29 protein-coding genes and 1 pseudogene are annotated in these 26,120 nt (G+C 65.4%); 15 read left to right on the forward strand and 15 right to left on the reverse strand.

Annotated elements, in window-relative coordinates; translation table 11 throughout:
- Nucleotides 1-24: 24 nt before the first annotated feature.
- Genes XI03_RS24400 through XI03_RS24410 form a run of 3 tightly spaced genes read left to right on the forward strand, consistent with a single transcriptional unit; the run spans nt 25 to nt 1,247 of the window.
- Nucleotides 25-360 carry an ArsR/SmtB family transcription factor gene (locus tag XI03_RS24400; protein WP_028142912.1) on the forward strand — a complete coding sequence of 112 codons (336 nt, stop codon included), beginning with the start codon at nt 25-27 and terminating at the stop codon, nt 358-360.
- Nucleotides 357-821 (forward strand): SRPBCC family protein, encoded by a 465-nt coding sequence (locus XI03_RS24405; protein ID WP_028142911.1) that lies wholly within the window; start codon nt 357-359, stop codon nt 819-821. The genes XI03_RS24400 and XI03_RS24405 overlap by 4 nt, the downstream gene beginning before the upstream one ends.
- Before the next feature lie 12 nt (nt 822-833).
- Nucleotides 834-1,247, forward strand: coding sequence for a GFA family protein (locus XI03_RS24410; RefSeq protein ID WP_271593546.1), 414 nt, complete (start codon nt 834-836; stop codon nt 1,245-1,247).
- Between the two features lie 4 nt (nt 1,248-1,251).
- Here XI03_RS24410 and adhP read toward each other — a convergent pair whose 3' ends face one another.
- The 11 genes and pseudogenes from adhP to XI03_RS24465 form a co-directional block, all read right to left on the reverse strand.
- Nucleotides 1,252-2,277 (reverse strand): alcohol dehydrogenase AdhP, encoded by a 1,026-nt coding sequence (adhP, locus tag XI03_RS24415; RefSeq protein WP_028142909.1) that lies wholly within the window; start codon nt 2,275-2,277, stop codon nt 1,252-1,254.
- A 135-nt stretch (nt 2,278-2,412) separates the two neighbouring features.
- Nucleotides 2,413-2,667: pseudogene (locus XI03_RS24420) on the reverse strand (DUF2000 family protein); the annotation flags it as partial.
- A gap of 83 nt (nt 2,668-2,750) precedes the next feature.
- Entirely contained in the window at nt 2,751-3,140 is a 390-nt protein-coding gene (locus XI03_RS24425) for a DUF4189 domain-containing protein (RefSeq protein WP_028142907.1), read from the reverse strand.
- Between the two features lie 193 nt (nt 3,141-3,333).
- Nucleotides 3,334-4,938, reverse strand: a complete 1,605-nt coding sequence (locus tag XI03_RS24430) for a molybdopterin-binding/glycosyltransferase family 2 protein (protein ID WP_271593547.1) — start codon at nt 4,936-4,938, stop codon at nt 3,334-3,336.
- On the reverse strand, nt 4,935-5,636 hold the full coding sequence (locus tag XI03_RS24435; protein WP_271593548.1) for an XdhC family protein: 702 nt from the start codon (nt 5,634-5,636) through the stop codon (nt 4,935-4,937). Before XI03_RS24435 ends, XI03_RS24430 begins: the two co-directional genes overlap by 4 nt.
- A gap of 2 nt (nt 5,637-5,638) precedes the next feature.
- A complete protein-coding gene (locus XI03_RS24440) occupies nt 5,639-5,962 on the reverse strand; it encodes an XdhC family protein (protein ID WP_007602422.1) in 324 nt (107 codons plus the stop codon).
- 10 nt (nt 5,963-5,972) lie between these two features.
- Entirely contained in the window at nt 5,973-7,175 is a 1,203-nt protein-coding gene (locus XI03_RS24445) for a vWA domain-containing protein (protein ID WP_271593549.1), read from the reverse strand.
- Nucleotides 7,176-7,335: 160 nt separating this feature from the next.
- Nucleotides 7,336-8,274 (reverse strand): AAA family ATPase, encoded by a 939-nt coding sequence (locus XI03_RS24450; RefSeq protein WP_028142903.1) that lies wholly within the window; start codon nt 8,272-8,274, stop codon nt 7,336-7,338.
- 62 nt (nt 8,275-8,336) lie between these two features.
- Nucleotides 8,337-9,143, reverse strand: a complete 807-nt coding sequence (locus XI03_RS24455; protein WP_028142902.1) for an FAD binding domain-containing protein — start codon at nt 9,141-9,143, stop codon at nt 8,337-8,339.
- 27 nt (nt 9,144-9,170) lie between these two features.
- Nucleotides 9,171-9,656: a (2Fe-2S)-binding protein gene (locus XI03_RS24460; protein ID WP_026201687.1), complete on the reverse strand. Its 486-nt coding sequence runs from the start codon at nt 9,654-9,656 to the stop codon at nt 9,171-9,173.
- A 149-nt stretch (nt 9,657-9,805) separates the two neighbouring features.
- A complete protein-coding gene (locus XI03_RS24465) occupies nt 9,806-10,252 on the reverse strand; it encodes an SRPBCC family protein (protein WP_028142900.1) in 447 nt (148 codons plus the stop codon).
- Between the two features lie 173 nt (nt 10,253-10,425).
- Here XI03_RS24465 and XI03_RS24470 point away from each other — a divergent pair, with 173 nt between their 5' ends.
- The 3 genes from XI03_RS24470 to XI03_RS24480 all read left to right on the forward strand — a co-directional run bounded on the left by XI03_RS24470 (nt 10,426) and on the right by XI03_RS24480 (nt 13,114).
- Nucleotides 10,426-11,781 (forward strand): 3-carboxy-cis,cis-muconate cycloisomerase, encoded by a 1,356-nt coding sequence (locus XI03_RS24470; RefSeq protein ID WP_152102731.1) that lies wholly within the window; start codon nt 10,426-10,428, stop codon nt 11,779-11,781.
- Nucleotides 11,782-11,809: 28 nt separating this feature from the next.
- Nucleotides 11,810-12,592 (forward strand): 3-oxoadipate enol-lactonase, encoded by a 783-nt coding sequence (pcaD, locus tag XI03_RS24475; RefSeq protein WP_028142898.1) that lies wholly within the window; start codon nt 11,810-11,812, stop codon nt 12,590-12,592.
- Between the two features lie 129 nt (nt 12,593-12,721).
- Entirely contained in the window at nt 12,722-13,114 is a 393-nt protein-coding gene (locus tag XI03_RS24480) for a carboxymuconolactone decarboxylase family protein (protein WP_028142897.1), read from the forward strand.
- Here XI03_RS24480 and XI03_RS24485 read toward each other — a convergent pair.
- Both XI03_RS24485 and XI03_RS24490 read right to left on the reverse strand, forming a co-directional pair.
- A complete protein-coding gene (locus tag XI03_RS24485; RefSeq protein ID WP_038948021.1) occupies nt 13,076-13,612 on the reverse strand; it encodes a hypothetical protein in 537 nt (178 codons plus the stop codon). The genes XI03_RS24480 and XI03_RS24485 overlap by 39 nt on opposite strands.
- Nucleotides 13,613-13,837: 225 nt before the next feature.
- Nucleotides 13,838-14,020: a hypothetical protein gene (locus tag XI03_RS24490; protein ID WP_018316535.1), complete on the reverse strand. Its 183-nt coding sequence runs from the start codon at nt 14,018-14,020 to the stop codon at nt 13,838-13,840.
- Nucleotides 14,021-14,296: 276 nt separating this feature from the next.
- Between XI03_RS24490 and XI03_RS24495 the strand changes: the two genes are divergently transcribed.
- The 5 genes from XI03_RS24495 (at nt 14,297) to XI03_RS24515 (ending at nt 19,396) form a co-directional block, all read left to right on the forward strand.
- Nucleotides 14,297-15,214: an ABC transporter permease subunit gene (locus XI03_RS24495; protein ID WP_028142895.1), complete on the forward strand. Its 918-nt coding sequence runs from the start codon at nt 14,297-14,299 to the stop codon at nt 15,212-15,214.
- An 11-nt stretch (nt 15,215-15,225) separates the two neighbouring features.
- Complete coding sequence (gene livM / locus XI03_RS24500; RefSeq protein WP_028142894.1) at nt 15,226-16,545, forward strand: high-affinity branched-chain amino acid ABC transporter permease LivM; 1,320 nt, start codon at nt 15,226-15,228, stop codon at nt 16,543-16,545.
- On the forward strand, nt 16,542-17,375 hold the full coding sequence (locus tag XI03_RS24505) for an ABC transporter ATP-binding protein (protein WP_271593550.1): 834 nt from the start codon (nt 16,542-16,544) through the stop codon (nt 17,373-17,375). The genes livM and XI03_RS24505 overlap by 4 nt, the downstream gene beginning before the upstream one ends.
- Complete coding sequence (locus XI03_RS24510) at nt 17,372-18,115, forward strand: ABC transporter ATP-binding protein (RefSeq protein WP_271593551.1); 744 nt, start codon at nt 17,372-17,374, stop codon at nt 18,113-18,115. Before XI03_RS24505 ends, XI03_RS24510 begins: the two co-directional genes overlap by 4 nt.
- Nucleotides 18,116-18,277: 162 nt before the next feature.
- Complete coding sequence (locus tag XI03_RS24515; protein WP_028142892.1) at nt 18,278-19,396, forward strand: branched-chain amino acid ABC transporter substrate-binding protein; 1,119 nt, start codon at nt 18,278-18,280, stop codon at nt 19,394-19,396.
- 81 nt (nt 19,397-19,477) lie between these two features.
- Here the strand turns inward: XI03_RS24515 and XI03_RS24520 are convergent, their stop codons facing one another.
- Complete coding sequence (locus XI03_RS24520; protein ID WP_271593590.1) at nt 19,478-19,864, reverse strand: response regulator; 387 nt, start codon at nt 19,862-19,864, stop codon at nt 19,478-19,480.
- Nucleotides 19,865-20,109: 245 nt separating this feature from the next.
- Between XI03_RS24520 and XI03_RS24525 the strand changes: the two genes are divergently transcribed.
- From XI03_RS24525 to XI03_RS24535, 3 genes are read left to right on the forward strand one after another with little or no spacing between them, the layout of a single operon-like run.
- Nucleotides 20,110-22,917 carry a PAS domain S-box protein gene (locus XI03_RS24525; RefSeq protein WP_028142890.1) on the forward strand — a complete coding sequence of 936 codons (2,808 nt, stop codon included), beginning with the start codon at nt 20,110-20,112 and terminating at the stop codon, nt 22,915-22,917.
- 58 nt (nt 22,918-22,975) lie between these two features.
- Nucleotides 22,976-23,971, forward strand: coding sequence for a P1 family peptidase (locus XI03_RS24530; protein WP_271593552.1), 996 nt, complete (start codon nt 22,976-22,978; stop codon nt 23,969-23,971).
- A 51-nt stretch (nt 23,972-24,022) separates the two neighbouring features.
- Entirely contained in the window at nt 24,023-24,235 is a 213-nt protein-coding gene (locus XI03_RS24535) for a KTSC domain-containing protein (RefSeq protein WP_271593553.1), read from the forward strand.
- 13 nt (nt 24,236-24,248) lie between these two features.
- On the opposite strand, the gene XI03_RS24540 is transcribed toward XI03_RS24535, so the two are convergent.
- Nucleotides 24,249-25,040 (reverse strand): EF-hand domain-containing protein, encoded by a 792-nt coding sequence (locus tag XI03_RS24540; RefSeq protein ID WP_271593554.1) that lies wholly within the window; start codon nt 25,038-25,040, stop codon nt 24,249-24,251.
- 255 nt (nt 25,041-25,295) lie between these two features.
- Between XI03_RS24540 and rpe the strand changes: the two genes are divergently transcribed.
- On the forward strand, nt 25,296-25,997 hold the full coding sequence (rpe, locus tag XI03_RS24545) for a ribulose-phosphate 3-epimerase (RefSeq protein WP_028142886.1): 702 nt from the start codon (nt 25,296-25,298) through the stop codon (nt 25,995-25,997).
- The last annotated feature ends 123 nt before the right edge of the window (nt 25,998-26,120 follow it).

Consider the following 26,120-nt stretch of genomic DNA (forward strand, 5'->3'; position numbering starts at 1 on the left):
ATTAGCGTCGGCTAATTGAATGACATGATCGAAACCGCTCCAAACCCCGTCACCACTGTGATGCGCGCCCTCGCCGACCCGACGCGCCGGGCGGTGTTCGAGCGCGTGTTCGAGAGCAAGGAGATCACCGTCGCCGAGCTGACGCGCGGCAGCGGCGTAACCCAGGGCGCCATCTCGCAGCACCTGAAGTCGTTGAAACAGGCGGGCCTCGTCGCCGAGCGCGCAGAGGGCCGCAACGTCTATTACCGCGCCGCGCCGCAGGGGCTCGAACCGCTGGTCACCTGGATGGACCATTACGGCGTGTTCTGGCGCGAGCGCTTCCAGAATCTGCGTGACCTCTTGAAGGAGATCGATCCGTGAGTGCTGTTGCTTCCAAGATCCAGACCCAGGACATCGTCATCGACGAGGTCTTCCCTCACGCCGTCGCGACGATCTGGAAGGCGCTGACCAGCGCACAGCTGATTGCGCGCTGGCTGATGCCGCCGACCGGTTTCGAGGCCGTCGAAGGCAACACCTTCACGTTCAAGACCAACCCGGCCGGCGCGTGGGATGGCACGATCCATTGCCGCGTTCTGGAGGTCGTGCCGAACCAACGCTTCGCCTATGCCTGGAAGGGTGGCGACGAGGGTAACACCGGTTACGGCTCGGCGCTCGACACGGTCGTCACCTGGTCCCTCACGCCGGTCGAAGCAGGGACGCGCGTGCGCGTGGTGCACTCCGGCTTCGTGACGCCGACGAATGACACCGCTTATCGCAACATGAGCGACGGCTGGGTCAAGGTGCTGCAGCGGCTGGATGCCATCTCCGGCGAAGACAAGTAGGGAAGCACCTCAATGGACAAGCCCTATACCGGCGGCTGCCCCTGCGGCGCGATCCGCTATTCGATTGCCGGCGAACCCCTGTTCAGCAATCACTGCCAGTGCCGGGACTGCCAGCGCGAAAGCGGCAGTGCGCATGGCTCATACGCGACGTTCGCACGAGCCGGCGTCACGCTAACCGGCGAGGCGAAGCATTGGGATATGGTCGCCGACAGCGGCAACGTGAAGACGCGCGGCTTCTGCACGCAGTGCGGCGTGCCTGTGTACATGACCTTCGCGGCGCAGCCCGACGTCTTCACAATCCGCGCCGCGAGCCTCGACGAGCCTGCCCGCTACAAGCCGCAGGCGGTCACTTTCGCCGCGCGCGGCCATGACTGGGATCGCCTCGATCCCAGTCTGGTAAAGTTCGAAGGCATGCCGCCTGGATGAGGCGCTAGCCGAAATCAAGCACCATGCGACCGTCGATCTTGCCGGCCTTCATCCGCTCGAAGACATCGTTGATCTGCGCGAGCGGCACCTTCGTCACTTCGGCCTTCACCTTGCCATCGGTGGCGAATGCGACGGCTTCGTCGAGGTCGCGCCTCGTGCCGACGATGGAGCCGCGCACCGTGATGCGCTTGAGGACGACGTCGAAGATCGGCGTCGGGAATTCGCCCGGCGGCAGGCCGACGAGGCTGACGGTGCCCTTCCGGCGCACCATCTTGAGCGCCTGGGCGAACGCGGCGGTCGAGACCGCCGTCACCAGCACGCCGTGGGCCCCGCCGCCGGTTGCCGCAAGAACCTGGTCCACCGCACCAGCAGTGAGGGCATTGACCGCGAGATCGGCGCCGGTTTCGCGCGCCAGCTCCAGCTTGTCCTCGGCGATATCGACGGCAGCGACCTTGAGCCCCATCGCCTTGGCGTACTGAATCGCGACATGGCCGAGCCCGCCGACACCTGAGATCACCACCCACTCGCCGGGCCTGGCCTCCGTCTCCTTCAATCCCTTGTAGGTGGTGACGCCGGCGCACAGGATCGGCGCGATGGCGGCGAAATCGACCGTCGCCGGCAGCTTTGCGGCGAAGGCGGCCGAGGCGATCACATATTCTGCGAAGCCGCCGTTCACGCTGTAGCCGGTATTGTGCTGGTGCTCGCACAGGGTCTCCCAGCCGGTCTCGCAATATTCGCAAGACATGCAGGCGTCGTGCAGCCAGGCGACGCCGACGGCATCTCCGACTTTCAGATTCTTCACGCCGGGCCCGAGCGCGGCGACGGTGCCGGCCGCCTCGTGGCCGGGAATGAAGGGCGGTACCGGTTTCACCGGCCAGTCGCCGGAGGCTGCATGCAGATCGGTGTGACAGACGCCGCAGGCCTTCACCTTGACCAGAATCTCGCCGGGGCCGGGCTGCGGAACCGGCACGTCCTCGATCACCAGCGGCTTGCCGAATTGCTTGACGACTGCGGCTTTCATGGTCGGCATCTGTCTGCTCCTCTGCATTTTGGAGCAGAATACCGACGCCGCGCCGCGCTCCTTTGATGGGCGTCAAACAGCACAAAGTTTGCGCAAGGCGGCCCCATCATGACACCACGATGACGCCGCGCCGATGCCGGCGTGTCAGCTATGGAACTTCAGGCCGTCGACGATCTTGTCGATCACCTTGCGCTCGGCGCGCATGGCGATGCCGACGAGGTTGAGATCGTTGCGCGCCACGGCCCTCACCGCCTCGCGATTGGCGGCATCGTGCGTGGTGCTGAACATGTCCTCGGTATAGACCGCCGGCTTGACGTTGCGCGCGAGCGCACGATCCAGCGCGCGCGATAGTGCCGGCCCGTCGGCGCCGTAGATCAGGATCGGCTGGCCGATCCGAGCCCGGAATCTCGAGATTCTCAGGTGCGCAATTGCGCACCATAGCTCGATGCTACGCATCGCCCCGGAATGACAGCAAGAGGAAATCAGCCCTTGGCGTCGCAGGCCCAGGCGCGGATTACGCATTCCTTGCCGCCGTATTTGTAGCATTCGCGCGTGGCGGCGTTGAGCGAGGCAGATATCTTCGGCTTGACGGCATAGCCATAAGCACCGCAGGGGTTGGCGAGATCGACCGACATCGCAGCGCAGGCGCGCTTCATCGTCACGGTCGTGCAATCGCCCTTGCACTGCTTCTGCGCCGCGGCACGCGCCTCGTGCTCGTGGCCGTAATCAAAGGCCTGGCCATAAGCGCCGCATTTGCCGACTGCAATCGCGCCGGCGGCATGGGCTTCGGTGATGTAGCGGGCGCCCGTGACGGCAACTGACAAGACAAAGCAAAACATCGCGCAACGGCGCGCGACGACGTTCGAAGCCATGGAAAATCCCCTCCCCCCAAGGCAGGTGGAGGCGACTCTAAGCGGCGGTCGTTTCCAGATGGTGAACGGGTGGTTGAAATCGTGCGCGCACGGGTGGATTAGCGAAGCGCAATCCACCTCTTTTGTATCCGCGCAGACACACAGGTGGTGGATTACGCCTTCGGCTAATCCACCCTACGCAGCTACGGCACCGTCATCCGCCTCGCGCAGCTTCCAGCGCCTGCGGCGTGTCGATATCGAGGAAGGCGCTTTCGCCGTCGACGGGCACCTCGGCTACGGCCTCGGTGTGCTTGGCGATCAGATGGCGCGCGCCGATGTCGCCATCGAGCGTCATCAGCTCCTTGAAGAAGCGGCGCGACCACAGCACGGGATTGCCGCGGCGGCCCTCGCTCACGGGCACGACGATGAGATTGCCGCGATCCGGTGCGAAGCCGTCGATGAGACGATCGATCAGACCGGCATCGATCAGCGGCATGTCGCCCAGGCACACCACGGCGCCGTCGTAAGCTTCAGGGACGGCAGCGATGCCGGCCTTGACCGAGCTGGCGATCCCGCCGGCAAAATCCGGATTCCTGACGAACTTCACCTTCAGGCCCTGCAGCGCCTGCTCGACCAGCTCGGTCTGGTGGCCGGTGACCACGATCACCTCGGATGCCCTGGAGGCCAGCGCCTGCTCGGTCGCGATTCGCACCAGCTTCTTGCCGTCGAGTTCGGCGAGAAGCTTGTTTGGCCCGCCCATCCGGGTCGAACGGCCCGCCGCGAGCACGATGGCGGCGACCTGGCTATTGCCCTCGGTCTCGGGCTGTGCGCGCGGCTGCGGCCGCGTCACGATCTCCATCAGGAGGCCGCCGACGCCCATACCCATCAGCTCCGAGCGCGTCACCTTGATGCCGGCGAGGAGCCGCATCAAGACCCAGTCGAAACCGTTCTCGACCGGCGAGCGCGCACAGCCCGGTGCGCCCAGCACCGGAACGTCGCCGGCCCGCGCGATCAGCAAGAGATTGCCGGGGTCGACCGGCATGCCGAAATGCTCGATCTCGCCGCCGATCCCCGTGACGGCCGCCGGAATCACGTCGCGGCGGTCGGCGATCGCGGACGCGCCGAACACGATGACGAGCTCCGCACCGAGGCCGAGCAATTCCTTGATCGCCGCCGACAGCGCGGCTTCGTCGTGCTGGACCCGCCGCTCGGCGATGATGCTGGCACCGGCCGGTGCGAGCCGCTCGGCCGTGACGCGCAGCGTCTTGTCGATCACCTTGGATGACAGGCCCGGCAGCAGCGTCGAGACCACGCCGACGCGCTGGATCACGTAAGGCGCGATCTTCAGCACGTCCTTGCCTGCGGCCTTCACCGCGGCATCGCGCAAACTGCCTTCGACGCCGAACGGGATGATCTTGACGGTGCCGACCATCTCGCCCTCGACCACCGGCTTGTAGGCGGTGAGCGTCGCAAAGGTGATGGCTTCGTCGATGTTGTTGATGCGGTCGACCGCGGCGCGGTCGATCACCAGCACGCCCGGACGTGCGGCGAACAGATTGGCACGGCCGGTGAAGGCACGCTCGACATGAATGCCCTCGCCGCCGACGGCCAGCGCGATGCCGGCGGCCGCAACGTCCTCGGAGACGTCGCCCGCCTCCATGCGCACCACGACGATGTCCTTGATGCCGGCGCGCGTGAGCTGCTCGACCTCGGCAGGCCCGATCGTCGTGCCCTTCTTCAGCACCAGCGGTCCCTGGCGCAGGGTGTGGACGGTCACCCCGCCGATTGCATCCTTGGGGCTCGCCGGGCCGAACTTCATGCCGCTTCTTCTTTTTCTTTGGGAGGCAGGCGGAGCACCGCGGTGATCTCCGCCATGATCGACACCGCGATCTCGGACGGGGAGACCGCGCCGATCGCAAGGCCAATGGGCGCGTGAATGCGCGCGATGTCGCTTTCCTTGGCGCCCTGCGCCCGCAGCCGGTCGCCGCGCTTGGCGTGCGTCTTCCGCGAGCCGAGCGCGCCGATATAGAAGCAGCCGCGCTCGAAGGCGTGCAGTAGCGCGGGGTCGTCGATCTTGGGGTCGTGCGTCACCGCGACGAAGGCGGTGTAGGCATCGACATTGAGCGGCGGCAGCGCGGTGTCCGGCCATTCGGCCACCAGCGGAACGTCGGGAAAGCGTTCGGGGCTGGCGAACGCCGTGCGCGGATCCACGACGGTCACGTCGTAGCCGAGCGAGCGCGCCAGCGGCGCCAAGGCCTGGCTGATATGGACCGCGCCGACGATGACGAGTTTTGCGGTCGGCGCGTAGACGTTGAGGAACAGCTTCTTGCCGCCGGCCTCGACATTGGCGCTCTTGGCCATGCGGAGTTGCTTGTCGAGTTCGGCGCGCAAGGGATCTTTTGCAAAATCCTTCGCCTTCACCAGCCGCTGCTCGCCGCTCTCGGTGTCGGTCACCAGGATCACCGGCCGGCGCGCGGCGCGCTCGGCGTTGAGTTCGTGCAGGATCTCGAGCTTCACGGCTAACCGACCTTTTCGACGAAGACGCGGATGGTGCCGCCGCAGGACAGCCCGACATTCCAGGCGGTCTCGTCGGCGACGCCGAACTCCAGCATCCTCGGCTTGCCGCTCTGGATCACGTCCATGGCCTCGGTGACGACGGCGCCCTCGACGCAGCCGCCGGAAACCGACCCCAGGAACGTACCCTCGTCGTTGATGACGAGGCTTGAGCCTGCCGGGCGCGGCGCCGAGCCCCACGTCTCCACCACGGTGGCGAGCGCGACGCCACGGCCGGCCTTCTGCCAGTCCTCCGCCGCCTTCAGAATATCCTCGTCGCGATCGAGCATGGGGTGCCTCTCAAGCTGCGGAGCGGATCAGGCTGCGGTGATGCGGCGGCGGCGGCCGGGAGAGCGTCGTGATCAGCTCCTGGATCGAACTCAAATTATGTACCGGGCGGAATTCGTCAACGTGCGGAAGCATCATTTTGATGCCCTGGGCCTTGGCCTCGAAGCCGCCGAACCGGAGCAGCGGGTTGAGCCAGATCAGCCGCCGGCACGAGCGGTGCAGCCGGTCCATCTCGAAGGCGAGCCTGGAATCCGCCTCCCGCTCCAGCCCGTCGGAGATCAGGAGCACGATGGCGCCCTGGCTCAGCACGCGCCGCGCCCACAATTTGTTGAAGTTGTGCAGCGAGGCCGAGATCCGCGTGCCGCCGGCCCAGTCCTCGACCGAGGCAGAACAGCTCGCCAGCGCCTCGTCGGGATCGCGCTGGCGCAGCGCGCGGGTGACGTTGGTCAGCCGGGTGCCGAACAGGAACACCGAGACGCGCTTGCGCGCATCGCCGATGGCATGGAGGAAATGCAGGAACAGGCGGGTGTACTCGCTCATCGAGCCCGAGATATCGAGCAGCGCCACGATCGGCGCCGGCTTCTCGATCCGCCCGAGACGATGGATGTCGATGATGTCGCCGCCGGTGCGCAAGGAGGCGCGCAGCGTGCGGCGCAGGTCGAGGCGAAGCCCGCGCGCATCAGGCCGGTGCCGGCGCGTCAGAAGCTCGGCCTGCGGCAGATGCATTCGCTCGACCGCACGCAGCGCCTCGCTGATCTCGGCGGCGCTCATCTGCGCAAAATCCTTCTTCTGAAGGATCTCCCTGTCGGACACCGACAGGCGCAGATCCTGCTCCTGGTGCTGCGGCGTCTCGGTCATGCGCGGCTGCGAAATCGCCTCCTGCACGCGGCGGGAGCCCGCCTGCGGCTTCTTCTTGGCCTCGTCAGGCAGCGGCACCGAATCCAGCATGTGCTTCCACTCTTCCGAGGCGCGGAAGAACAGGTTGAAGGCCTGCTTGAAGATCAGCGCGTGCTCATGACGCTTGACGAAGATCGCCTCCAGCGCGGTGAAGACATCGGCGCGGTTGCCGATGTCGATCACCTGGAGCGCGCTCATGGCGTCGATGACAGCGCCCGGCCCGACCGGTATGCCCGCAGAGCGCAGCGCGCGGGCGAAGCCGACGATGTTGTCGGCGAATTGCTCGGTCTGCTCGGGCGCCAGGTGGTTGATGGCCATGGTCTCGTATCCATCCCCTCGTCATTCCGGGACGCGCCACTTGTCGCGAGCCCGGAATCCATACTCCCGATCGTGGTTATGGATTCTCAGGTGTGCAACTGCGCACCATAGCTCGCGACTTCGTCGCGCCCGGAATGACGAGCTCGATTGTGGCTCGAAATCAATTCTCGCTGGTCGCGTCCTTCAGCACCTTTTGCAGGGTGTCGCCCTGCATGCGGGTGATGTCGTCCTGGTATTTGAGCAGCGCGCCCAGCGTGTCGCCGACCACTTGCGGGGTCAGCGAGCGGGCATCTAACTCCGACAGCGCGGTGGCCCAGTCGATGGTCTCGGCGACGCCCGGCGACTTGTAGAAGTCCTGGTTGCGCAAAGCCTGCACGAAGCGCACGACCTGCTGCGACAGCTTGGCGGAGATGCCGGGCACGCGCGTCTTGACGATCGCGAGCTCGCGCTCCGCGGCGGGATAATCGACCCAGTGATAGAGACAGCGCCGCTTCAGCGCGTCGTGGATCTCGCGGGTGCGGTTGGAGGTGATGATGACGATCGGCGGGCTCGGCGCCTTGACGGTGCCGAACTCCGGGATCGTCACCTGGAAGTCGCTGAGGATTTCGAGCAAGTATGCCTCGAACGCCTCGTCGGCGCGATCGAGCTCGTCGATCAGCAGCACCGGTGGTCCCGCGACGTCGGGCTCCAGCGCCTGGAGCAGCGGCCGCTTGATCATGTAGCGGTCGGCGAAGATGTCGCTCGAGAGCTGGTCGCGATCGGTGTCGCCGGCGGCTTCCGCCATCCGGATCGCGATCATCTGCGCGGCGCTGTTCCACTCGTAGACCGCGGAGGAGACGTCGAGGCCTTCGTAGCACTGCAGGCGGATCAGCTTCCGCCCGAGCGCAGCGGACAGGACCTTGGCGATCTCGGTCTTGCCGACGCCGGCCTCGCCTTCCAGGAACAGCGGCCGGCCCATGCGCAGCGAGAGATACGTCACCGTCGCCAGCGACCGCTCCGCGAGGTAGCCGCGCGACGTCAGGAGCTCGAGCATCGCATCGACCGATGCCGGCAACCCAACTGAAGTATTGGCCCCGGAAGTATTGGCCGCTGAAGTCATGAAAAAGCCAGTCTCGCTACGCCCTCACCGGGGACAAGTTTGGGCCGAGGCGTGAGGTCACCTCACTCCTTGGCGTTGGCGGCGTCGACGGCGCGCCGGGTCAGCACGCCGATGAGATGCGCGCGGTATTCGGCGCTGCCGTGGATATCGCTGTTGAGGCCCTCGGCCGGCACCTCGATGCCGTCAAGCGCCTTCGCGGCGAAGCGCTTCTTCAGGGCTTCCTCGAACGCAGTGACGCGGAACACGCCTTCGGAGCCGGCGCCGGTGACGGCAACCCGCACGTCGGACGGACGCCGCGCCACGAACACGCCAACCAGCGCATAGCGCGAGGCCTGGTTGCGGAACTTGACGTAGGCCGCCTTCTTCGGCAGCGGGAACATCACCTTCGTGATGATCTCGTCGGCTTCCAGCGCGGTCGAGAACAGGCCCTGGAAATACTCTTCGGCCTTGAGGCGCCGCTTGTTGGTGACGATGGTCGCGCCCAGCGCGAGCACGGCGGCCGGATAGTCCGCGGTCGGGTCGTTGTTGGCGAGCGAGCCGCCGATCGTGCCCTTGTGACGTACGGCGGGATCACCGATTCCGCCGGCAAGATTCGCGAGCGCCGGGATTGCCTCTCCGACGATGGCGGAGGTCGCGACCTCGGCGTGCTTGGCGGTGGCGCCGATCACCAGCGAACGGCCCTTCATCTCGATCGTATTGAGCCCCTCGATATGGGAGAGGTCGACCAGATGCGGGGGGCTGGCGAGGCGCTGCTTCATGACGGGAATCAGCGTGTGGCCGCCAGCGATCACCTTGGCGTCTTCGTTCTTCACCAGGAGGTTGGCGGCCTGCCGCACGGTCCCGGGGCGATGATATTTGAATTCGTACATCTGAATGTCCTGATCGCGGGATGCGCGTTACGCGAGGTCGGATTTCGCCATCGCCTTGGCGCCGGCGGAGATCGAGGCGACGATGTTCTGGTAGCCGGTGCAGCGGCAGAGATTGCCTTCCAGTTCTTCCCGGATCGTATGGTCGTCGAGCTCGTTGCCCTTGCGGTGCACGATGTCGATCGCGGTCATGATCATGCCCGGCGTGCAGAAGCCGCATTGCAGGCCATGGTGCTCGCGGAAGGCCTCCTGCATCGGATGCAGCGGCGCGCCGTCTGCGGCCAGCCCCTCGATCGTCTTGACCTCGTGGCCGTCGGCCATCACCGCGAGCGTGGTGCAGGATTTCACGGCCTTGCCGTCGACATGCACGACGCAGGCGCCGCACTGCGAGGTGTCGCAGCCGACATGGGTGCCGGTCAGGCGCAGATTCTCGCGCAAAAACTGCACCAGGAGGGTGCGGGGATCGACGTTGGCGGTGACTGGATTGCCGTTCACGATGAGGGAGATTTTTGCCATAAGCACTCTCTATCAGCGCCCCGACGGGTCCCGTCGAAGCGGTTCTTATAATTATTCCAACCCATCATATGGGCCATTATGCCCCGGGGCAACATCGCCCGGGACGCAAGGTGCCATGCCGAAGGCGCCATGCTAAAGGTATTGGACCTTCAGCCCTGTACCGCCTTGGCGAAGTTCGCGAAAAATTCGTCGGCGAGTTTCTTGGCGGCGCCGTTGATAAGGCGCTGGCCGAGCTGCGCCAACTTGCCGCCGATCTGCGCCTCGACATCGTAGGACAGCAGCGTGCCGCCGTCCTTCTCCGCCAGCTTGACCACCGCGCCACCCTTGGCGAAGCCGGCGACCCCGCCCTCGCCCTCGCCCGAGATCTTGTAGCCGTTCGGCGGGTCGAGATCGGAGAGCGTGACCTTGCCCTTGAAGCGTGCCGACACCGGGCCGACCTTCATTTTCGCCGTTGCGCGAAAGCCGCCGTCCTCGGTCCTCTCGAGCTCCTCGCAGCCGGGGATGCAGGCCTTCAGCACCTCGGGATCATTGAGCTTGGCCCACACGGCCTCGCGCGGCGCCGCAAGCTGGACTTCGCCGTTCATCGTCATGGCCATGAGGGTGCCTCCCGGATCGCGTAACTTATAGTGCTGATCAAGTAACGCAGGCACGCGGCAAAGGAAAGGGCGACACCCGGTCAAGTGCAATGCAAATTCGCAACTGCAAAAAGACGTGTGCGGGCGGTTGGGGATTGGCACAGCCGGGCCATGATGATTAGGTCGCGCGCAATATGAGCACATCCCTCTCCCCCCTGCTCGCACCGATGCTGTCGAGCGCCGCCATGCGCGCGGTCTGCGATGACCGGTCGACCCTGCAGAACATGCTCGATTTCGAGGCAGCCCTGGCACGCGCGGAGGCCGCCACGGACGTGATTCCGGCCTCTGCGGTGGGCTCGATCGAGGCCGCATGCAAGGCCGATTTCTTTGACATGGCGGCGCTGGCAGAGGCCGCGACGCGATCGGGCAATCTGGCGATTCCCCTGGTCAAGATGCTGACCGCCAATGTCGGCAGGGCCGACACCGAGGCCGCGCGCTACGTGCATTGGGGCGCCACCAGCCAGGATGTCATCGACACCGCGACCATGCTCACGCTTCGCGCCGGCCTCGATGCGCTGGACGCCGACCTCAGCCGCGCCATCAAGGGGTTCGCCGCGCTGGCGCGCAGCCATCGCAACACCGCGATGGTGGCACGGACCTGGCTGCAGCACGCGCTACCGATGCCGTTCGGCCTGAAAGCCGCCGAATATGCCGCAGGCCTCGCTCGCGCCCGCTGCCGCCTGCGGCGGCTCTCCCGCGAGGGCCTCGCGCTGCAATTCGGCGGCGCCGCCGGCACACTGGCGGCCCTCGGCGACAAGGGGCTGGCGGTGGCCGAGCGGCTGGCGCAGGAGCTGAACCTGCCGCTACCGGAAGCGCCCTGGCACACCCATCGCGACCGCATCGCGGAGGCCGCTTCGGCTTTCGCTATTCTGGCTGGAACCTGCGGCAAGATCGCGCGCGACGTTTCGCTGATGATGCAGACCGACGTCGCGGAGGCCTTCGAGCCCGCGGGCGAAGGCCGCGGCGGCTCCTCGACCATGCCGCACAAGCGCAACCCGGTCGCCGCCGCAAGCGCGCTGGGCGCCGCCACAATGGCCCCGCAGCTTGCAGCGACGATATTTGCGGCCCAAGTGCAGGATCATGAGCGCAGCGCGGGCCCCTGGCACGCGGAATGGCCGACGCTGCCGCAATTGATGCTGGTCGCCTCAGGCGCGCTGGCCGCCATCGTCGACATCGCCGAGGGCCTCGACGTCGACGCCGCGCGCATGCGCAGCAATCTCGATGCGACGCACGGCCTGATCATGGCGGAAGCTGTCACCTTCGCGCTGGCCGACAAGATCGGCAAGAGCGATGCGCATCATCTCATCGAGACCGCCAGCAAGCGCGCGGTCGCCGAGAAGAAACATTTGCGCGAGGTGCTGACGGCCGATTCGCAGGTCACTGCCCATCTTTCTCCGGAAAAAATTGCGGCATTGTTCGAGCCGATGGCCTATCAAGGGGCTTCCCAAGCCTTGATCGACCGGCTGCTCGACAGCCTCGACCGCGAATAAGAACCGCAAAGCACGACGGAGACGCCGCATGCCCATGATCGATGCCGACGGTTGCCTGCTCAACGTCTCCGTCGAGGGCCGCGACGGCGGGCCGACGCTGATGCTGTCCAACTCGCTCGGCTGCACGCTGCAGATGTGGGAGCCGCAGATGAAGGCGCTGACGCAGGTGTTCCGCGTCATCCGCTACGACCGCCGCGGCCACGGCAAGTCAAACGTTGCGCCCGGCCCCTACACCATGGAGCGCTTCGGCCGCGACGTGCTCGCGATCCTCGACGACCTCAACATCGAGAAGGTGCATTGGTGCGGCCTGTCGATGGGCGGCATGGTCGGGCAATGGCTCGGCGCCAACGCGCCGGAGCGCTTCGGCAAGCTCATCCTCGCCAATACCTCCTGCTACTATGCCGAGCCGACCAAATGGCTGGAGCGCATCGACGCCGTGAAGAAGGGCGGCATCGCCGCGGTCGCCGATGCCGTGATCGCGGGATGGCTGACGCAGGACTTCCGCGAGCGCGAGCCTGACATCACCGCGAGGATGAAGTCGATGCTGCTCGCCTCCCCCGTCGAAGGCTACCTCGCCTGCTGCGAGGCGCTGTCGACGCTCGACCAGCGCGCGCTGCTGCCGAAGATCAAGAGCCCAACGCTGGTGATCGCCGGCCGTCACGACATGGCGACGCCGATCTCGGCGGGCGAGTTGATCCGCTCGAATATTCCGGGCGCAAGCATGACCATCATCGACGCCGCGCATATTTCCAACGTCGAGCAGCCGCACGCGTTTACGGACGCGGTGGTGGGGTTCTTGACGCAACGCTAGTTGTTGTCACCGTCATTCCGGGGCGCCTCGAAGAGGCGAACCCGGAATCTCGAGATTCTCAGGTGCGCAATTGCGCACCATGGTTCGATGCTTCGCATCGCCCCGGAATGATTGACTGGAGGCACCACAATGGACGACCAGAAGCGCCGCGATGCCGGCATGAACGTGCGCCGAAAGGTGCTGGGCAATGCCTGGGTCGACAAGTCGATCGCGAACCGCAATGCGTTCAACACCGACTTCCAGGACATGATCACCCGCTACGCCTGGGGTGAAATCTGGACCCGGCCGCATTTCGACGAGCGCACGCGGCGTGTGCTGGTGATCGGCACCATGGTCGCGCTCGGGCAATGGGACGAGTTTCGCCTGCATGTGCGTGCGGCGCTCGCGGAGGGGGGCTTCACCCCCGACGACATCAAGGAAATCCTGCTGCAGCAGGCGATCTATTGCGGCGTGCCGGCGGCGAACCACGCCGTCAAGGAAGCCTCAGCGATTGTGCAGGAGCTCGGCCTGCTCAAGACCTAGCGACGCAGGGATCTCGGCAGGGGTCTCGACGCTCTGCGGAGCCGCATCGGGCCGCTCGATCAGGATCACGATGGCAGCACCGAGCAGCAGCAGCAGCTCGGTGGCGTGCAGCCGGAGCGCGGCCATCTCGCCGACCTTCGAAGCCATCACCATGCTGGCAAACGAGATCAGGCTGCCGATCGCCAGCGCGATCCCGAGCGCCTCGTCGCTGCTGCCGGACTTGCGGGTCCGGGGGACGCAGAGCAGAGCCAGATAGATCGCAAAGAACGCCACCACGGTGAGCCGGCCCAGCGCAAGCAGCCAGGCCGCGCGCACCGTGCTCATCCCTGCCATCTGGAGATGGTCGCTGAGGAACAGCGCGACGGCGACGCTCGGCCGCTCGTAGAGGCCATGCACCGGTGCGACGATGATGTTGAAGGCGACGATGGTCCAGGCCGGAATGAAATAGGCCGCCAGCAGCGCGCCGTTGACCGAGCCTATCCGCCAATTCCTGAACATGCCGCTTCCCGCTTCGTCGACCACGCGCCTTCCGCTGGGAAGGCTTTGCCGGGAGCTAACTCGCATCAGACTGTGGCGGCAATTTAAACCCTTTGTTTACCTTAACTGCCCTGCCCCCGGTCGTTCCGGGGCAATGCGCAGCATTGACGCGGCAACCAACTGCCAAAAAAAGACCCCGCCTTGCGGCGGGGCCTCCTCACTACCCTTCTTTCTCGGGCTCCCAAATTACTTATCCTGCTGGCCGCCCTGCTGCTGGCCGGGGCGATCGCCCTGGCGCATCGGATCGTTCTGCTGCTGCTGTCCAGGTTTCTGACCGCCGCCCTGCTGCTGGCCCGGCTGCTGACCTGGGCGCTGCTGGCCGGGGTTCTGACTCTGCTGACCCGGATTCTGGTTCTGCTGCTTCGTCATTCGGGGAACTCCCTTGTTGGACGTCAGAGGCGAGATAACGGCCGGCATCCGCTTTGGTTGCCCGAGGAACCCGGTTCCTCGCAGTTGCGGAACCGACGGCCAAATGAGCTCTGTACAAGACCTTCTGCCAGAGCGTGAGCTGTTGCAGCCGCCAGTTCCCTCCTGTTACAAATCCAGAAGAATGCTTAGGGGCTGCCGGGGCCCAAGAAACGGCCCAAGAAACCCACTCTCCTAAGAGCTCCTTTTGAGCCCGCGTCAGGTTTGGTACGGCAGCCCATGGATTACTTCGCCCAGCAGCTCATCAACGGTCTCGTTCTGGGCTCGATCTACGGCCTGATCGCCATCGGCTACACGATGGTCTACGGCATCGTCGGCATGATCAACTTCGCCCATGGCGACGTCTTCATGATCGGCGGCTTCATCGCCCTGATCACCTTCCTGATCCTGATCTCGTTCGGACTGACCGCGATCCCGCTGATCCTGCTGGTCGTGCTGCTGGTCTCGATGGCGATCACCGCGCTCTATGGCTGGACCATCGAACGCATCGCCTACCGGCCGCTTCGCCATTCCTTCCGCCTCGCCCCTATGCTGTCGGCGATCGGCATGTCCTTCGTGCTGACCAACTATTCGCAGGTTGCGCAGGGCGCGCGCGTCAAGCCGATCCCGCCCTTCATCACCGGTGGCTACACCCTGCATGAGAGCACGGACGGCTTCGTGATCCAGCTCTCCAACATCCAGATCATGGTGGTGATCACCACTATCGTGCTGCTGGCGATCTTCACCTGGCTGGTATCGCGCACCCGGCTCGGACGCGACATGCGCGCCTGCGAGCAGGACCAGACCATGGCGGCGCTGCTCGGCGTCGACGTCGACCGCACCATCTCCATGACCTTCGTGATTGGTGCCGCGCTCGCCGCGGTCGCGGGCCTGATGTATCTGCTCTATTACGGCCTCGTCGATTTCTTCATGGGCTTCGTCGCCGGCATCAAGGCGTTCACCGCTGCCGTGCTCGGCGGCATCGGCTCGCTGCCGGGGGCCATGCTCGGCGGCCTCGCGATCGGCCTGATCGAGACGTTCTGGTCGGCCTATTTCTCGGTCGAGTACAAGGACGTCGCAGCGTTCTCGATCCTGATCGTGGTGCTGATCTTCATGCCGACCGGCCTGCTCGGCCGTCCCGAAGTCGAAAAAGTCTGACGGTCGCGCGCGTGACAGCTCCCTCGACCAACACGGCCAAACCTGCAACTGGCATCTCCGCTCTCCTGAAGACGGCTTTCGTCAACGCGTTGATCGCGTTGGTGCTGTTCTCGCTGATGATCGGCATCCGCACCGAGGCGGGCTCCTCCGGGCAGCTCACCTATTGGACCCGCTTCGGCGACCTCGCGTCCATCGTCGCCGCCGTGTTCGGCGGCTCGATCGCGATCGAGCTGCTTCGGCAATGGATCGGCCCGACCGGCGCCGAGAAGCTGGTGCCGCCGGCGGTGCAGAGCGGCATATCGTTCATTGGCCGCTACCTCGCGCCGGCGCTCCTGATCTTCACGCTGCTGGTGCCGGTGATCTTCTATAACCAGCGCTACATCCTCGACCTCGCGATCCTGGTGCTCACCTATGTCATGCTGGGCTGGGGATTGAACGTCGTGGTTGGGCTCGCGGGCCTGCTCGATCTCGGCTACGTCGCCTTCTATGCTGTCGGCGCCTATTCCTACGGACTGCTCGCCACCAATTTCGGCTGGTCGTTCTGGATCTGCCTGCCGCTCGCCGGCATCCTCGCCGCCTTCTGGGGCGTCCTGCTCGGCTTCCCCGTGCTGCGCCTGCGCGGCGACTATCTCGCCATCGTGACCCTCGCCTTCGGCGAGATCATCCGCTTGGTCATCATCAACTGGCAGGATCTCACCGGCGGCCCCAACGGCGTCTCCGGCATTCCCCGCCCCACCTTCTTCGGCATCCCGCTCGACAACAGCGATGACGGGCTCGCCGCCAGGCTCGGCATCGAATATTCGCCGACGCACCGCATCGTCTTCCTGTTCTATCTGATCCTGGCGCTGGCGCTGCTCACCAACTGGGCGACGATCCGCCTGCGCCGCCTCCCGATCGGACGGGCCTGGGAAGCCTTGCGCGAGGACGAGGTCGCCTGCCGCGCGCTCGGCATCAACACCACGACCACCAAGCTCACGGCGTTCGCGACGGGTGCGATGTTCGGCGGCTTTGCCGGCGCGTTCTTCGCCACCCGGCAGGGCTTCATCAGCCCGGAATCCTTCACCTTCCAGGAATCGGCGCTGGTGCTCGCCATCGTCGTCCTTGGCGGCATGGGCTCGCAGCTCGGCGTCGCGCTGTCCGCGCTCGCCATGATCGGCGGCTTCGAACTGTTCCGGAGCCTGGAGGGCTATCGCATGCTGGTGTTCGGCATGGCCATGGTGCTGATCATGATCTGGCGGCCGCGCGGCCTTATCGGCCATCGCGCACCGACCGTGTATCTGACCAAGGCGCAAGCGATCTCCTCCGACCTCGTCAAGGAAGGGCACGGATGAGCGGCGACAAGATTCTCAGCGTCGACCGGCTCGCCATGCGTTTCGGCGGCATCGTTGCCGTGCAGGACCTTTCTTTCGCCGCCGAGCGGAAGAAGATCACCGCGCTGATCGGGCCGAACGGCGCCGGCAAGACCACCGTCTTCAACTGCATCACCGGGTTCTACAAACCGAGCGGCGGCGCCATTCGCCTCAGCCATGACGGCGGCAGGACGATCGCGCTGGAGCGGCTGAACGATTTCCGCATCGCCAAGCAAGCCAAGGTGGCTCGCACCTTCCAGAACATCCGGCTGTTTCCCGGCATGACCGCGCTGGAAAACCTGATGGTGGCGCAGCACAACGCACTGATGCGCGCCTCCGGCTTCACCTTCCTCGGCTTGATCGGCGCTCCCGGCTATCGCGATGCCGAAAAGCGCGCGATTGGTCTCGCCACGGACTGGCTCAAGCGGGTCAATCTGCTCGACCGCGCCGACGATGCCGCAGGCAATTTCGCCTATGGCGACCAGCGCCGGCTCGAGATCGCGCGCGCAATGTGCACCGAGCCCGCGCTTCTGTGCCTGGACGAGCCCGCCGCCGGCCTCAATGCGCGCGAGAGCGCGGCCTTGAGCGAGCTCCTGCTCTCGATCCGCGACGAGCTCGGCACCTCGATCCTCCTGATCGAACATGACATGTCGGTGGTGATGGAGATCTCCGACCACATCGTGGTGATGGACCATGGCGTCAAGATCGCCGAAGGCACGCCGCGCGAGGTCCGCGACGATCCCAAGGTGATCGCCGCCTATCTCGGCGCCGACGAGGAAGAGGCGGCAGCCGTGATGGAGGGCGGGTCGTGACCGCGGCGCCCTCTCCCCTGCTCGCGATCCGGGGCTTGCGCGCCGCCTACGGCAAGATCGAGGCGCTGAAGGGCGTCGACGTCGAGATCAATGCCGGCGAGATCGTGGCGCTGATCGGCGCCAACGGCGCCGGCAAGTCGACGCTGATGATGACGATCTTCGGCAAGCCGCGCGCCCGCGCCGGCCAGATCCTGTATGAAGGCCGCGACATCACCGAGGTCCCGACCCACGAGATCGCGCATTTGCGTATCGCGCAATCGCCGGAGGGCCGCCGCGTCTTCCCGCGCATGAGCGTGGCGGAAAACCTCCAGATGGGGGCGGATGCCACCGAATGCACGGAGGGCGAACGCGAGGCGACGCTGCAACGCGTCTTCACGCTGTTTCCGCGCCTGAAGGAACGCTACGCCCAGCGCGGCGGAACGCTGTCCGGCGGCGAGCAGCAGATGCTGGCGATCGGCCGCGCCTTGATGAGCCGTCCCCGCCTGCTCCTGCTCGACGAGCCCTCGCTTGGCCTTGCGCCGCTGATCGCGCGCCAGATCTTCGATGCGATCCGCACCCTGAACCGGCAGGACGGCCTGACCGTCCTGATCGTCGAGCAGAACGCCAACCACGCCCTCAAGCTCGCCCATCGCGGCTACGTCATGGTCAATGGCCTGATCACGCTGGCCGGTACCGGCGCCGAATTGTTGCAGCGCCCCGAGATTCGCGCTGCCTACCTGGAGGGCGGCCGGCACGGCTGACCGGCCGGCAAGCCCGACCCGCGTGCGGCCGAATGTGGCGAGATATCTCTGCCGATGCCCGTATTTTGCCGGTGACTTCTCGGTAAATTCATTCGAGAATGGCGTCGGTTTGGACCGGGCACGCCCGGCAACTTCCACAGGCGACCACCCGCGAGGTATCTCATGAAGTCACTGAAGCTCATCGGTCTGGCATTCGGCGCGTCGATCGCGCTGTCGAGCGCGGCGTTCGCGCAGGATGTCACCGTCGCAGTCGCAGGCCCGATGACCGGCGGCGAGTCCGCCTTCGGCCGCCAGATGAAGAACGGCGCCGAAATGGCCGTGGCCGATATCAATGCCGCAGGCGGCGTCAACGGCAAGAAGCTCGCGCTTTCCGTCGAGGACGACGCCTGCGACCCGAAGCAGGCGCGCTCGATCGCCGAAAAGATCGCCGGCGCGAAAATCCCGTTCGTGGCCGGGCACTATTGCTCGTCGTCGTCGATCCCGGCTTCGGAAGCCTATGCCGACGGCAACGTGCTGCAGATCACGCCGGCCTCGACCAATCCGCTGTTCACCGAGCGCAAGCTCTGGAACGTGGCGCGCGTCTGCGGTCGTGACGATCAGCAGGGCCTGATCGCGGCGCAGTACATCGCCAAGAACTTCAAGGGCAAGAACATCGCGATCCTCAACGACAAGACCACCTACGGCAAGGGTCTTGCCGATGAGACCAAGAAGGCGCTCAACAAGGCCGGCGTCACCGAGAAGATGTACGAGTCCTACAACAAGGGCGACAAGGACTTCAACGCGATCGTCTCGCGCTTGAAGCGCGACAACATCGACCTCGTCTATGTCGGCGGGTACCATCAGGAGAGCGGCCTGATCCTGCGTCAGATGCGCGACCAGGGCCTCAAGACCGTGCTGATGGCCGGCGACGCGCTCGCCGACAAGGAATACGCCTCCATCACCGGCCCGGCCGGCGAAGGCACGCTGTTCACCTTCGGCCCCGATCCGCGCAACAAGCCGACCGCGAAGAAGATCGTCGAGGCTTTCAAGGCCAAGAATATCGACCCGGAGGGCTACACCCTCTACACCTACGCGGCGATGCAGGTGTGGTCGCAGGCGGCCAAGAAGGCCGGCACCACCGACGCCAAGAAGGTCATGGAGGCGATGAAGGCCGGCAAGTGGGACACCGTGATCGGTCCGGTCGAGTATGACGCCAAGGGCGACATCAAGCAGATCGACTACGTCGTCTACAAATGGGACGCCAAGGGCAACTATGCCGAGATCAAGGGCAACGGCACCTAAGCCCGCTTGCCGCGCCCTCGGACCGCCATACGATCGTCACCACGCCCCGGCTTGCCCGGGGCGTTTCTTTTCGCAGCGGGTTCAGACGGCTGCAGGCAGCTCGCCGCTGGCCGCGGCCTGGGCTTTCCGAAGCGCTTGCAGGAGATCGTTCGGCCGAAACGGTTTCTGCAGGCAGACCACGCTGGCCAGGTGGGACGACTGCTCCATGAAATCCAGCGCCGTCATTCCGGACACCGCAACGACGGGAAGCCCCGGCGCCTGCTCGCGCAGGGTCGCGATGACGTCGACACCGCTGACGTCGCCAAGGAAAATATCGACAATCGCCGCGTCAAAAGAGCCTTCCGCGAAGGTTTTCAGCCCGGCCGCACCGCTGTCGGCCTCGGCAACCTCGTAACGGTTGACCCGAAGCACGATCGCGACCATCGCGCGCACGTCCTTCTGGTCGTCGATGATGAGAATACGAGGCATGGGAATGACCCCCACAGATTGATCCAAATCGTATGATTCAAACCTGGAACCCGCCGCGGCGGCAGGGCATTATGACACCGCCCAGTAAAGCGCATCTTACCTGATCCCTACTCCGCGCTCCCACCAAAATTAAGTAAGCTCTAACCTTCGGTTGAGTCGTCACCGCAACAGTTCACGACACGCGCCCGGAACGGGCTACCGTGGGGGCCGTGGAATCAAGACTGCCGTATCCTGGAACTGCGGAGATGCTCAAAACGGGTCTGCATGAGATGAACGTGCCTGCGATCGACCGAAGCACATTTCTTTCAACTCTGCCGGCCGCATCGGCCGACCGGACCGCGGCAATGTGGATCGTCGGCATCTCTTCGATCCTGTTCGCCTTGGCCGTGCCGTTTGCAGGTATCCAGCTGCCGCCGGTCCCCGCCTTCGTCGCGAGCTACCAATCCGCCCTGGCGGTGAGCGACATCATCACGGCTGTGCTGCTGCTGTCGCAGTTTTCGGTGCTGCGGACCCGCGCCCTGTTGTGGCTGTCGACCGGCTACCTGTTCACCGCCGCGGCAGCGCTGGTCCATGCCCTCACCTTTCCCGGCCTGTTCGCGCCGACCGGGCTGTTTGGCGCCGGCAGTCAGACCACGGTCTGGCTCTACATGGTCTGGCACGGCGCCTTCCCGCTGTTCGTGCTGGGCTATGCCTGGCTGAAGGAAAAGGACGGCGGCCCCAGGGTCCGGGGCACGACAAGCAACGTGATCTACGCCATCGTGCTCGGCGTCGTCGCGACCATGGCTGCCTTCACATGGATCGTCACCGCCCAGCACGATCTGTTGCCGGTCCTGCTCCGCGACAGCCGATACACACCGACCATGATCGGGGTCGTGTCTTTTGTTTGGTCGCTGAGCTTCGCCGCGCTCGTTTCACTGTGGTTCAGGCGCCCGCATTCGGTGATCGACATATGGCTCATGGTCGTGATGTGCGCATGGCTGTTCGACATCGCGCTGTCTGCGATCGTCAACGTCGTGCGCTTTGATCTCGGTTTCTACGCCGGCCGTCTCTATGGCCTCTGCGCGTCGAGCTTCGTGCTGGCGGTGCTGTTGATCGAGAACGTTCGCCTCCAGGCCCGGACGGTGGGTCTTGTCGGCAGGCTGCGCGAGCAATCGGCGTCGGATCGCGACTTCTACGGCAAGCGCCTCGCCCTGTATGGCGCCGTCGTCGAATCCTCCAACGACGCCATCATCACCCAGTCGCTCAACGGCGCCATCACCGGCTGGAACCGTGCCGCCGAGCACCTGTTCGGCTATTCCGCCGCAGAGGCCGTCGGCAAGCCGATCGACATCATCGTGCCTGAGGATCGCAAGCCCGAAGTCAGGAGCATTCTCAATCGCATCAGCAGCAACGAGTCGATTGCCCAGCACGAGACGGTCCGTCTCAGGAAGGATGGTCGCGCGCTCGACGTCGTCCTCAACGTCTCGCCACTTCGGGCGGAGAGCGGCGAGATCATCGGCGCCTCCAAGATCGCCCACGACATCACCGAGGAGAAGCAATCCAGGGAAAAGCTTCGCCGCGAGATCGAGGAGCGCCAGCGCATCTTCGAGACTTCGCAGGACCTGATCCTGGTCACCGACGGTTTCGGCAATTTCATCCAGGTCAGCCCCAGCGTGAAGGACATCCTGGGCTTCAGCCCGGAAGATCTGATCGGGCACAGCGCCACCGAGTTCATTCACCCCGACGACCTCGATAGAACCCGGGAGGAGATGCGCGCGGCGCGGCGCGGCGCAGTCAAGCGCAGCTTCGAGGCGCGCTACTATCACTACGACGGTCACGAGGTCACGCTGAACTGGATGGGCACCTGGTCCGAGCCGGTGAAGCGTCACTTCTTCATCGGCCGGGATCTCACGGAGAAGCAGGCCGCCGAAGCCCAGTTCCGGCAGGTCCAGAAAATGGATTCCATCGGTCAGTTGACCGGCGGCGTCGCTCACGATTTCAACAACGTGCTGACCGTCATCACCGGCACGATCGGCATCTTGTCCGACGCGGTCGCCGACCGGCCCGAGCTGGCTGCGATCACCAAGCTGATCGACGACGCCGCCGAGCGCGGCGCGCAGCTGACCAAGCACCTGCTTGCCTTCGCCCGCAAGCAGCCGCTCCAGCCCCGCGAGATCGACGTCAATGCGCTGGCGCTCGAAGCCGCCAAGCTGTTGCACCCCACTCTGGGCGAGCAGATCACCATCATGCCGCAGCTCACCGAGGATGCATGGCCGGCTCTGGTCGACCCCGGCCAGCTTTCCACGGCGATCCTCAATCTCGCGCTGAACGCGCGTGACGCGATGCCCGATGGCGGCACCCTGGTGCTGGAGACCCGCAACGTCTTCCTCGACGACGGCTATGCCAGCATGAATGCCGACATGGTCGCCGGCAGTTACGTGATGATCGCGGTCAGCGACACCGGCTCCGGAATTCCGCCGGAGTTGATCGACCGGGTGTTCGACCCCTTCTTCACCACCAAGGAGGTTGGCAAGGGTACCGGGCTTGGGCTCAGCATGGTGTTCGGCTTCGTCAAGCAGTCCGGCGGCCACATCAAGATCTACAGCGAGGAAGGCCACGGCACGAGCGTCAAGATCTACCTGCCGCGCTCGAGCGGCGTGCAGGAGACCGAGATCGAAGTGCTCCAGAACGCGCCCATCACGGGCGGCGACGAGAAGATCCTGATCGTCGAGGACGACGCACTGGTGCGGCAATACGTGGTGACCCAGGTCAAGAGCCTCGGCTACACCGCGCTCGAGGCCGCCAACGGCGCGGAGGCCCTGACCATCATCGACAACGACAAGACCATCGACCTGCTCTTCACCGATATCATCATGCCGGGCAACATGAACGGCCGCCAGCTTGCCGATGAAGCCGCCCGCCGCCGCCCCGACCTCAAGACGCTGTTCACCTCGGGCTACACCGAGAACGCCATCGTCCACCACGGCCGGCTGGATTCCGGCGTGCTGCTGCTGGCAAAGCCCTACCGCAAGTCCGAGCTTGCCAAGATGCTCAGGACGGCACTGGCGAGTTGAGCCTGCGTCCTCTCTGCGCTATCGCAGTTCGCGAACTGCACTCAACGATGAGGCCGCCTTGAAAAATCTGCTCACCGATATTGCCGGCGTCCGCGTCGGCCATGCCGAGGATGCCAAAGTTGCCTCCGGCACGACCGCGATCATCTTCGACCAGCCGGCGGTCGCGGCGATCGACGTCCGCGGCGGCGGCCCCGGCACGCGCGAGGACGCGCTGCTCGATCTCGCCAACACCGTCGAGCGCGTCGACGCGATCGCACTGTCAGGCGGTTCCGCGTTTGGCCTCGATACCGGCGGCGGAGTGCAGGCCTGGCTCGCCGAGCAGGGCCGCGGCCACCGGGTTCGGGAAGCGCTGATCCCGATCGTGCCGGGCGCGATCCTGTTCGATCTGCTCAATGGGGGCGACAAAGCCTGGGGACGGTTCTCGCCCTATCGCGACCTCGGCTACGCCGCGGCGGCGGCCGCCGGCACTGACTTTGCGATCGGCAGCGTCGGCGCCGGCCTCGGTGCCACCACCGCAACGTTCAAGGGCGGGCTCGGCTCGGCCTCGGCGGTAACGCCTGATGGCGTCAAGGTCGCCGCGATCGTCGCCGTCAACGCGGTGGGAAGCGTCACCGTCGGCAACGGACCCTGGTTCTGGGCAGCGCCGTTCGAGGTGAACGGCGAGTTCGGCGGACGCGGCCTGCCGGACAAGTTCACCGACGACATGCTCCGCATGCGCATCAAGGGCGGCCCTGCCGCGAACGCGCGCGAGAACACTACCATTGGCGCAGTCGTCACCGACGCGGTGCTGACCAAGCCCCAGGCCAAGCGGCTCGCGATGATCGCGCACACCGGATTCGCCCGGGCGATCTATCCGGTGCATGCGCCGACCGACGGAGACGTGCTGTTTGCGGCCGCGACCGGTGAGAAGCCGATCGATCCGCTGGTCGGCCTCACCGAACTCGGCACCGTCGCGGCCAACGTGGTCGCACGCGCAATCGCCCGCGGCGTCTATAGCGCGGCCGCGCTCCCGTTCCCGGGGGCGCAGCCATCCTGGAAGGACCGGTTCGGCTAGAAACCGAAACGGCGGATACGGCGTTATCCTAGCGGGCCAAGGTGTACCGCCATGCCGTCTTCCGTGATCCGCTTCTTTTGCTATGCGCCGGATACGCGCGACCTGAAGGTGGCTTTCGTCAGCGGACGCCTCTATGTCTACGAGGATGTTCCGCCCGAGGTCGCCGCCGCGTTCAGGGAAACGCGCTCAAAGGGGGCGTTCTTCAACCACGAAATCCGCGACCGGTACGCCTATCGTGACATCACGCAGGAATATGCCGGCTAATCTCGGATGCCGCTCACACGCTCATCGACATCGACGAACCGGCAGCCGCCGAAGAACCCTGCCCGCCTTGCTGCTGCATCAACTGCGCGAACAGATCGTAAGCCGAGTTGCGGGGGCTGGAGGCGCCCGGCACCGTCGTCGACATCTTGAAGCCGTCGGCATAGGTGACGGTCGTCGTGCTCGAGCCGTCGGCGGCGGTCGTCGTGGTCGAGGTCGATCCGCCGCCGGACTTCGACGAGGAATCCGATCCGTCGCCCGCGCCGCCGGCGCCTTGCGCGTGATGGTGTCCGTGGCCGCTCTTCAGCGCCTTCGACATCTCGTCAAGGCTGACGTTGCCGTCGGCGTTCGCATCCAGCTTCGAGAAGACATCGTCGGCCTGCGCGAGGTTGGTGCCGCCGGCGCCCAGCGCGTCCTCGAACTCGGACTTGGTAACGCTGCCGTCGCCGTCCGCATCGATCTGCGAGAACAGATCCTTGAGCGCAGTCTCCCGGCCCTTCGACATCGAGGACGACGAACTCGACGAAGTCGAGCTCGCCGAACTGCTCGCGCCGTCGGTCGACTGGCTCTGCGCGGCGAGCAGCGCGTTCATGGTCTCCGGCGCGATCTGTGGAGGACTACCTGAGCCGACCAATGAGGTCGTCATGCTGCCCGTGCTGCTGTCGATCGCGAACGGGTTGGTTGCGCCTTGCGAAGATACGGCCTTCTGCGTTGACCCGGCCTTCTGCGTCGACGAGGACGACTTCGAGTTCGTCAGCGACTGGATCGCGTCGAGCGCGCTGGACACGGCGCCAAGGGCTAACAGCATTGCACAACTCCAACCGACGCGGCATGCCGCGGCCAATGTTCTGTCGGGTAACGTCAGCAAGCGTCGTGCCAGCGCAAAAAGTTCAATGAAATCCGCCGCCACCGCGCCTTGGACGGCGCGGGAACACCGGCAATTCATGCCGGTCGCGGCAGAAATTTCCGCCCACAGGAAGCACGCCTGCCCTGCATTGCCCGCCACGGAGGCCCATGTTAGGCGAGGCCCAATCTTCTTTCGGCCGCCACGGGAAACCGCGCCATGACCCAAGCCTTCGCCCCCCGCCCCCTGGCAATCGCGCCCTCGATCCTGGCCTCGGACTTCTCCAGGCTCGGCGAGGAGGTGCGCAGCGTCGACGCCGCCGGCGCGGACTGGATCCATCTCGACGTGATGGACGGTCACTTCGTTCCCAACATCTCCTACGGCCCCGACGTCATCAAGGCGATGCGCCCGCACACGAAGAAGGTGTTCGACGCGCACCTGATGATCTCGCCCTGTGACCCCTATCTCGAGGCCTTTGCGAAAGCCGGCTGCGACCACATCACCGTGCATGCGGAGGCCGGTCCGCATTTGCACCGCTCGCTCCAGGCGATCCGCGCGCTCGGCAAGAAGGCCGGCGTCTCGCTCAATCCCGGCACCCCGGTCAGCACGCTCGAATATGTCCTCGACCTCGTCGACCTCGTGCTGGTGATGTCGGTCAATCCCGGCTTCGGCGGCCAGGCCTTCATCCCTTCCGCGATCGGCAAGATCCGCGACATCCGCGCGATGACGGCCGGACGCCCGATCGATATCGAGGTTGATGGCGGCGTCGGCCCCGATGTTGCAGGCGCGCTCGCCGCGGCCGGCGCCAACGCCTTCGTCGCCGGCACATCCGTGTTCAGGGGCGGCACGCAGGAAGCCTACAAGACCAACATCGCCGCGATCCGCAATGCCGCGCTAGGAGCTCGAGGCGAAGCGATTTGAGCTGGATCAAACGGCATGGGCGGACGGGGGAAAATCCCGCGGCTTTTACGGGTGTTGTGACGCGTATTGCCTAAAATTGCACTCTTGATCCGTACTCATCCGGACTTCACTGATTCGCGCAAA

This window comes from Bradyrhizobium sp. CCBAU 65884 (genome assembly GCF_028128835.1).
Lineage (GTDB): Bacteria > Pseudomonadota > Alphaproteobacteria > Rhizobiales > Xanthobacteraceae > Bradyrhizobium > Bradyrhizobium ottawaense.